Here is an 8,072-nt window from a genome sequence, read left to right on the forward strand (position 1 = left end):
CTCCCCGATCCGGTCGCGGGGGAAAAGCACCGGCACCGCGCCCGGGTCGTCCGGGTCGACCATCTCGATCTCCCGCTCGGCGGGCTCGGGCCGCTCGCGCCCGGGGGCCGATGGCGGGGCGGGGAGCCTGGTGGTGACGGTGATGGTCGCCGGCTCGGTGCCGTCGTCGCGCATCCGCGAGGCCAGCAGCGTCAGGTCCCGGGAGGCGGCGGGCTCGGCCACGTCCCGGATCAGCGCCCGCACCTGCTCGGCGTCGGTCTCGGTGGGCGTGTAGTCGACGGGCAGGTCCACTCCGTTGTCGTCGAGCCAGTGCTCGAGCACCGCGTCGCGGGAGTTCTCGATCTGTAGGCGCTGCCCGTCGAGCGGGATGGCCGAGCGGACCTGATCCCGGTCGAACCAGATGGCGCCCTCGCGGGGTTCGAAGTCCGCCTGGAGGGCGAGGCGCTCGAGGAAATCGGTCAGCCGGGCGTCCGGGATGACGCTGGCGATCCCGACCTCGGTCGACCACACCACGCTGATCAGCCGCTTCAGCGGGTTGAGGGGCTGTTCACCGCCCCGGTCGAGCGTGCCCTGCCAGTCCACCGACAGGCCGACCGAGTCGGGGTCCAGCGTGGTCGACACGGCCCCGGCGCGCAGATCCACCTCGTCGTCGACCCGCGGTCCGAGCTCGGCGATCAGTCGCTGTTCGGCGTCGGCGGTCCGCATCCCGCCCACCTGGATGCCGGCGACCTCCGTCCCGCGCGGGACCCGGCCGATGCTGTGCACAAGATCGAAGCCGTACAGGACCGCGAGTGCCATGAACAGGCCCACACCGGTGTAGATCCACCGCGACCGCACCCGGTACCGATGTCGGTCGGACGCAGCCGGGAGCGGGCCCGCGCCCTCGATCGCGACGGGGCGTGCCGGGGTGTCGTCATCGTGGGACTCGACCACGCGTCATCCACCTCCTCCCGAGCGGGGGACGGCGGAACCCCGCGGGCCGCCGGCCGGGGACGTCCCCGCCCGAACCACTGTGAACACCACTATGACGGACCGATACCGATGAGTGCAGCCCCCGCGCCGGACGCGGGGGCTGCGCTCATCGGACTCACGGGACGAGCCCGCGGCGAGATGGACGAGGTGCGGGGGTCAGCGCTCCACGATCGCGGTGACGCCCTGGCCGCCCGCGGCGCAGACGGAGATGAGCGCCCGGCCGGAGCCCTTCTGCTCGAGCAGCTTGGCCGCGGCGGCCAGGATGCGGCCGCCGGTGGCGGCGAACGGGTGACCAGCCGCCAGCGACGAGCCGTTGACGTTGAGCTTGGAGCGGTCGATCGACCCCAGGGCCTTGTCCAGGCCCAGGCGCTCGGTGCAGTACTCCTCGGACTCCCACGCGGCCAGGGTGGCCAGCACCTGCGAGGCGAACGCCTCGTGGATCTCGTAGTAGTCGAAGTCCTGCAGGGTCAGGCCGTTGCGGGCCAGCAGCCGCGGCACCGCGTAGGTGGGGGCCATGAGCAGCCCGTCGGGCGTGCGACCGTCGTGGCCGTGGACGAAGTCCACCGAGGCGGTCTCCGAGTCCACCAGGTAGGCGCGGACCGGCAGTTTGTTCTCCTTCGCCCACTCCTCGCTGGCCAGCAGCACGGTGGAGGCGCCGTCGGTCAGCGGGGTGGAGTTGCCGGCCGTCATGGTGGCCTCGGTGCCGTGGGCCTCGGCGTCGCGCTTGCCGAAGACCGGCTTGAGCTTGCCCAGCTTCTCTTCGGAGGAGTCGGGCCGCATGTTGTCGTCGCGGGCCACGCCGAGGTAGGGCGTCACGAGGTCGTCCTGGAAACCGGACTCGTAGGAGGCGGCGAGGTTGTGGTGGCTGGCGACGGCCAGCGCGTCCTGGTCGGCGCGCGTCACCCCCATCTCGCGGGCGGTGATGGCGGCGTGCTCACCCATCGACAGCCCGGTACGCGGCTCGGCGTTCTGCGGCTGCTCGGGCACGAGGCCCTGCGGGCGGATCTCGCCGAGGAGCTTCAGGCGGTCGACGGTGGACTTGGCGGAGCTGACCTTGATGAGGGTCTTGCGCAGGTCGTCGTTCACCGAGAGCGGCGCATCCGAGGTGGTGTCGGTGCCTCCGGCGATGCCGGACTCGATACGCCCGAGGGCGATCGCGTCGGCCACCTGGATCGCGGCGGCCAGGCCGGTGCCGCAGGCCTGCTGGACGTCGTAGGCCGGGCTGGCCGAGTCGAGCACCGAGCCGATCACCGACTCGCGGGTGAGGTTGAAGTCGCGGGAGTGCTTGAGCACGGCGCCGGCGACGACCGACCCGACGCGCTTGCCCTGGAGGTTGTAGCGGCTGGCCAGTCCGTCGATCGCGGCGGTGAGCATGTCCTGGTTGGAGGCGTCCGCGTACTTGCCGTTCGAGCGGGCGAAGGGGATTCGGTTGCCGCCGACGATGGCGACCTTGCGGGGGCTGGTGGTCACGTGTGTCACTCCCGTTGTGTTCTCGGTGTCCGGTGGCCCGAAACGCGGCCCTGCACGTATTGTTACTCAGCAGTAAGTTACTTGTCGACCCGTAGTACCGCACCTCTCCAGGAGATGATCGCCATGGCACAGGGCAACCTCGACCTCTACTCGCAGTTCGTGACCTCGGCCCCGGGGTCGTTCATCGCCGGCAAGGTCGGCCTCCCGCAGCCGGAGCAGCTGCGTCGGTACGAGGCCGGACAGCCCGCCCTGCACGGTCCCGTCCTCATCGGCGGCGAGGGCCGCCTGGCCGAGCCCGTCCGGGAGATGCTGGTCGGCGACTACGAGCTGGCCGCCGCGGGCGCCGAGGGCAAGTTCGCCGGCCTCGTCTTCGACGCCACCTCGCTGCGTCGCCCGGAGGACCTCAAGGCCCTGTTCGAGTTCTTCAACCCGGTCGTCCGCAACGTCGCCGCCAGCGGCCGCATCGTCGTGCTGGGCACCACCCCGGAGGAGACGGGCTCGGTCGAGGAGCGCATCGCCCAGCGCGCGCTCGAGGGCTTCACCCGCTCGCTCGGCAAGGAGATGAAGCGCGGCTCCACCGTCCAGCTCGTGTACGTCTCCCCCGACGCCGACGCGGGAGCCTCCGGGCTCGAGTCCACCCTGCGGTTCATCCTGTCCGGCAAGTCGGCGTACGTCGACGCGCAGGTGTTCCGCGTGGGGGCCGGCTCGGCCACCGCCCCGGCATCGTGGGACCGCCCGCTCGAGGGCAAGCTCGCCGTCGTCACCGGCGCCGCCCGCGGTATCGGCGCCGAGATCGCGGCCGTGCTCTCCCGCGACGGCGCGCACGTGATCTGCTGCGACATCCCGGCCGCCGGAGAGTCGCTGTCCGCCACCGCCAACAAGGTCGGCGGCACCTCGCTGCCGCTGGACGTCACCGCCGCCGACGCCGCCGAGGTCCTGGCCAAGCACGTGACAGAGCGTCACGACGGCCGCGTCGACGTGCTCGTCCACAACGCCGGCATCACCCGTGACAAGACGCTGGCCGGCATGGACAGCGCCCGCTGGGACTCCGTCATGGCCGTCAACCTCATCGCCCCCGAGCGCATCACCGCCGAGCTCGCCGAGAAGGGCGTGCTGGGCGAGGGCTCGCGCGTCGTGGGTGTGTCCTCGATGGCCGGCATCGCCGGTAACCGCGGCCAGACCAACTACGCGGCTTCGAAGGCCGGTGTCATCGGGTTCGTCAACGGCGCCTCGGCCGAGCTGGCCTCGAAGAACGTCACCGTCAACGCCGTGGCGCCGGGCTTCATCGAGACGCAGATGACGGCCGCCATCCCGTTCGCCACCCGCGAGGCCGGCCGTCGCATGAACTCCATGCAGCAGGGCGGTCTGCCGGTCGACGTGGCCGAGACGATCGCCTACTTCGCCAACCCCGCCTCGTCCACGGTCACCAACAACGTGATCCGCGTGTGCGGCCAGTCCCTGCTGGGTGCGTGATCTGACGTGGAGTACACCCGCCTTCCCGCCATCCCCAACCTGCTCGCCCAGTACGGCAAGGCCGCGGTGGGAGCCCTGCCCGTCGTGGGCGGCTCCCGCGACGGCAAGGCCATGCCGTCGAAGGGCGTCGAGGTCGCCGGCGTGCGCGTGGACGTGGCCAACCTGGCCGCCTACGCCCGCGTCTGTGGCCTGCGGCTGACCGACGAGCTGCCGCTGACCTACCCGTTCACCCTGGCGTTCCCGCTGAGCATGCAGCTCATGCTGGATCCGGACTACCCGGTGCCGGCGATGGGGTCGGTGCACCTGACCAACGAGATCGAATCGCGCCGCCCGCTGCGGGTCGGCGACGAGCTCAACATCCGGGCGCACGCCGAGAACCTGCGTGAGCACCCCGCCGGGTTGCTGCTGGACGTGGTCACCGAGATCCGTACCGGTGACGACGACGAGCCCGCCTGGGTGCAACGGTCGGGCCTGCTCTCGAAGCGGCGGACCTCGCTGACCCCGGCCAAGGACGCCCCGCGCCCGCCGAGGCCCGAGCCGCCGACCGCGGCCGAGATCGGCGACCCCACCGTGGTGAAGTCGGTGTCCGAGGCGCAGATCGCGGAGTACGCGGCCGTGTCCGGGGACCGCAATCCCATCCACGTGTCCAAGGTGGGCGCGAAGGCGTTCGGCTTCCCGAACGTCATCGCCCACGGCATGTGGACGGCCGCCACGCTGCTCGGCACGGTCGAGGGCGGGATCCCCGAGCGGGCCCGCTACTCGGTCGAGTTCGGCAAGCCCGTGATCCTGCCGGCCAGGCTGGGCATCTACGCCCGTCGCGGCGGCGCCGGGGATCCCGCCTGGTCGCTGACCGTGCGCAATCCCAAGAAGCTGGGCACCGTGCACGCGACCGCGAGCATCGAGGAGCTCTAGGCCCCACCCGGCACGCGGCCCGACCGGGCTCCGTCGTCGAGAAGAGCGTCCCGCACACCTGCCTCTCGGGCGACGTGTGCGGGACGCTCTTCTCGTCGCCGGGCCGGACCCGCCGGGCCGAGATCCGGTGTCGCGCGGCCCGCGCGTCGAATAGGTTCGGCCACAGGGAGGGAGCCCTTCCGGATCCCCTCACCCCGGCCCAGGAGTAGCTGTGCACCGCACCGAGTTCCCCCGCCTCCTCGCCCGGCCGGCCGCCCTCGTGGCGGTGGCCGTGGTCGTCACGCTCACCGCCTGCTCGACGACGAGCGACCCGGATGGCACCGACTCCGGTGGCGCCCCGGGCGCCGGCCCAGTCGGGTCGCAGCCCCCCGGGCAACCTGCCACACAGGGCCCCGTCGTCGAGGTGGAGACGGTCGCCGACGGGCTGACGATCCCCTGGGACGTCGTCCGCGACCCCGAGGGCGTCATCGTCACCGGCGAGCGGGGTTCGGGCACCCTGTACGCGATCCGCGGGAGCGGGGAGCGGACCGTTGTCGACGCGGACCTCGGCGAGCTGTACGACCGGGGCGAGAGCGGCCTGATGGGGATGGCACTGTCCGGGGACTTCGCCACCAGCCGCGAGGTGTACACCTGCCATTCCTCGGCCGAGGCGGACGACAACCGCGTCACTTCCTGGACCGCCACCGAGGACTGGTCCGCCCTCGAGGCGCCTCGCGTCCTGGTGGACGGCATCCTGCTGGCCGACCGGGGCCTGCACTCGGGCTGCCGCATCCTGGTCCATCCGGACGGCACTCTGTACATCGGCACGGGCGATGCGTTCACCGGCCCGGCGCCCCAGAACCCCGAGTCGCTCTCGGGCAAGATCCTGCACATCACCCGCGACGGCGAGCCGGCCGACGACACCATCGGCGACTCCCCCGTCCTGACGTACGGCCACCGCAACGTGCAGGGGCTGGCCCTGCGGCCGGACTCCGACCAGATCGTCGCCGCGGAGCACGGGCCGGACGTCGACGACGAGGTGAATCTCGTGCTCGCCGGGTCCAACTACGGATGGGACCCGAACTCCGGCGGCCGGTACGACCAGAACGTACCGATGACCGACACCGGCGACTTCCCCGATGCGGTGGAGGCGGCGTGGCGTTCCGGGGACCCGACCCTCGCTCCGGGCGGGATCGCGTTCCTCGACGACCCCGCGTGGGGCGAGTGGGACGGAGCCCTGGCGGTGGCGATGCTCAAGACCAGCCAGATCGTCCTCATGACGCTGTCCGAGGACGGCACCTCCGTCACCACGACCGCAGCGATCCTGCGAGGAGAACACGGCCGCCTGCGATCGATCACCCCGGAGCCCGGCGGGTCGCTGCTCGTCACCACCTCCAACGGTGGCGGCACGGACAAGGTCCTGCGCGTCCGGCCCGCAGCGGGCTGAGTCACCCGGCCCCGGCCGCGGCCCCGGACCGGTACCGCTGCCCGCTCGTGACCCCTAGCCTGTGGCTCGCATCACTTCTCACACCACAGCAGGGAGCTCTTGGGAGCTCTCCGTGCACGACCGCGCTATATCCCGTTCGTCCCGCACCCGCACCCGCTCCCTCGCAGGGGCCGCCGCCGCTGCCGCCGTCGTCGTCGTCATGCCCGCCGTGGCGTTCGCTCAGAGCAGCCTGCCCGGTGGCTCCTCCGGGTCGCTCGACACCAGTCTGATCCCGCCGGGCGTCCTGTTCCCGCCCGAGGTGGGCAACGGTGCGGGGGACGGCGTCGAGGTGGTGGAGGGTCCGGCGGTCCGCGCCACCACCGTCATGGAGGGGCTCAACATCCCCTGGGACGTGGTCCGCACGCCGGACGGCACCCTCCTCACCGGCGAGCGCGGCGGCCGGATGGTCGTGCAGGAGCCCGGCGCGGAGCAGCGCACGGTGCAGATCGACCTGCCCGGCCTCGTCCGCCAGTCCGAGAGCGGCCTCATGGGCATGGCCGTGGATGCCGGTTTCGAGCAGAACCGTCAGATCCACGTGTGCTGGTCGCGATCGGCCGACGGTGAGAGCGACAACCGGATCACCACCTTCGAGGCCGCCGGGGACTGGTCCGCGCTGACCAAGGTCCGCGACACCCTCACAGGGATCCCGCTGGGCGAGGAGGGCATCCACAGCGGCTGCCGTCTGCTCGCCGCCCCCGACGGGTCGATCTACGTGGGCGCCGGAGACACCTACGGCCCGACCGGCCCACAGTCCCTCGACTCGCTGGCCGGAAAGACCCTGCACATCGACCCCGACGGCACCCCGGCCGGAGATTCCGACTCGGTGATCCACACGATCGGCCACCGCAACGTGCAGGGCCTGGCGATCGACCCGGACTCCGGGCGCGTCTACTCCGCGGAGCACGGGCCGGACGCCCACGACGAGGTCAACCTCCTCCAGCCGGGCGCGAACTACGGCTGGAACCCGAACGTCGACGGACGCTACAACCAGAACGTCCCCATGACCGACACCGAGGAGTTCCCGGACGCGGTCGAGGCCGTCTGGTCCTCCGGGGCCCCGACCCTCGCGCCCGCCGACATCGAGTTCCTGCGGGGATCCGAGTGGGGCGAGTGGGAGGGGGCGCTCGCGATGGCCAACCTCAGGAGCCAGAAGCTCGTCCTCCTCCGACTCAGCGAGGACGGGCGGTCCGTCGTCGACTCCGCGGTGCTCCTCGAGGGCGAGTTCGGTCGCCTGCGGTCCCTGGCGCCCGAGCCCGACGGCTCGCTGCTGGTGACGACCTCCGACGCCGACAATCGCGACTCCGTGTTCAGCATCAGCCCGGCGGCGGGCTGACCGGCCTAGAGCCGTAGGACCTGCCGGGCGGCGTCGGCCAGTGCGATCGCGTAGCCGGCGCCGTGCCCGGCGGAGTGGGTGGCCAGCGGGTGCAGCTGATGCAGCGGGACCCTGTCGCGCCATCCCTCCCGAAGCGGGTGCGCCTCGTCGTACCCGCGGAGGATCTCGTCCGGGTGCGGCGAGCCGAACAGCGCGAGCATCGCGAGGTCGGTCTCGCGGTGGCCGCCGTGCGCGGCGGGGTCGATGAGCACGGCCTCGACGTCGTTCTCTCCGCCGCCCTCCCCGTCGGCCCGCGCCGGGGTCCACAGCACGTTGCCGGTCCACAGGTCGCCGTGGAGGCGCGCGGGGACGTCGCCGGGGTCGTCGAGTTCGCCGGACGCGACGCGGTCGCAGGCCCGCTCGACCACGGCGAGGTCGGCGCCGCCGAGGACACCGAGGTCCACCGCT

General features: G+C 72.2%; 6 protein-coding genes and 1 pseudogene. 4 read left to right on the forward strand and 3 right to left on the reverse strand.

Going from position 1 to position 8,072, the window contains the following annotated elements; genetic code table 11:
* Both G6024_RS07620 and G6024_RS07625 read right to left on the reverse strand, forming a co-directional pair.
* Positions 1-933: pseudogene (locus tag G6024_RS07620) on the reverse strand (VanW family protein); the annotation flags it as partial.
* A 195-nt stretch (positions 934-1,128) separates the two neighbouring features.
* The gene (locus G6024_RS07625) at positions 1,129-2,442 is read right to left on the reverse strand and encodes an acetyl-CoA C-acetyltransferase (RefSeq protein WP_067717232.1); all 1,314 of its coding nucleotides are present in this window, start codon (positions 2,440-2,442) and stop codon (positions 1,129-1,131) included.
* 123 nt (positions 2,443-2,565) lie between these two features.
* On the opposite strand from G6024_RS07625, the gene G6024_RS07630 reads away from it, so the two are divergent.
* The 4 genes from G6024_RS07630 (at position 2,566) to G6024_RS07645 (ending at position 7,625) form a co-directional block, all read left to right on the forward strand.
* Positions 2,566-3,915, forward strand: coding sequence for a 3-oxoacyl-ACP reductase (locus G6024_RS07630; RefSeq protein WP_067717281.1), 1,350 nt, complete (start codon positions 2,566-2,568; stop codon positions 3,913-3,915).
* A gap of 6 nt (positions 3,916-3,921) precedes the next feature.
* Positions 3,922-4,827, forward strand: coding sequence for a MaoC/PaaZ C-terminal domain-containing protein (locus G6024_RS07635; RefSeq protein WP_067717235.1), 906 nt, complete (start codon positions 3,922-3,924; stop codon positions 4,825-4,827).
* A 211-nt stretch (positions 4,828-5,038) separates the two neighbouring features.
* Positions 5,039-6,253: a PQQ-dependent sugar dehydrogenase gene (locus G6024_RS07640; protein WP_159148399.1), complete on the forward strand. Its 1,215-nt coding sequence runs from the start codon at positions 5,039-5,041 to the stop codon at positions 6,251-6,253.
* 112 nt (positions 6,254-6,365) lie between these two features.
* The gene (locus G6024_RS07645) at positions 6,366-7,625 is read left to right on the forward strand and encodes a PQQ-dependent sugar dehydrogenase (RefSeq protein WP_235027805.1); all 1,260 of its coding nucleotides are present in this window, start codon (positions 6,366-6,368) and stop codon (positions 7,623-7,625) included.
* 5 nt (positions 7,626-7,630) lie between these two features.
* Here G6024_RS07645 and G6024_RS07650 read toward each other — a convergent pair.
* A partial coding sequence (locus G6024_RS07650) for a fructosamine kinase family protein (RefSeq protein ID WP_182640339.1) occupies positions 7,631-8,072 on the reverse strand: 442 nt, incomplete at its 5' end.

Source organism: Dietzia maris (assembly GCF_014144855.1).
Taxonomy (GTDB): Bacteria; Actinomycetota; Actinomycetes; order Mycobacteriales; family Mycobacteriaceae; genus Dietzia; species Dietzia kunjamensis.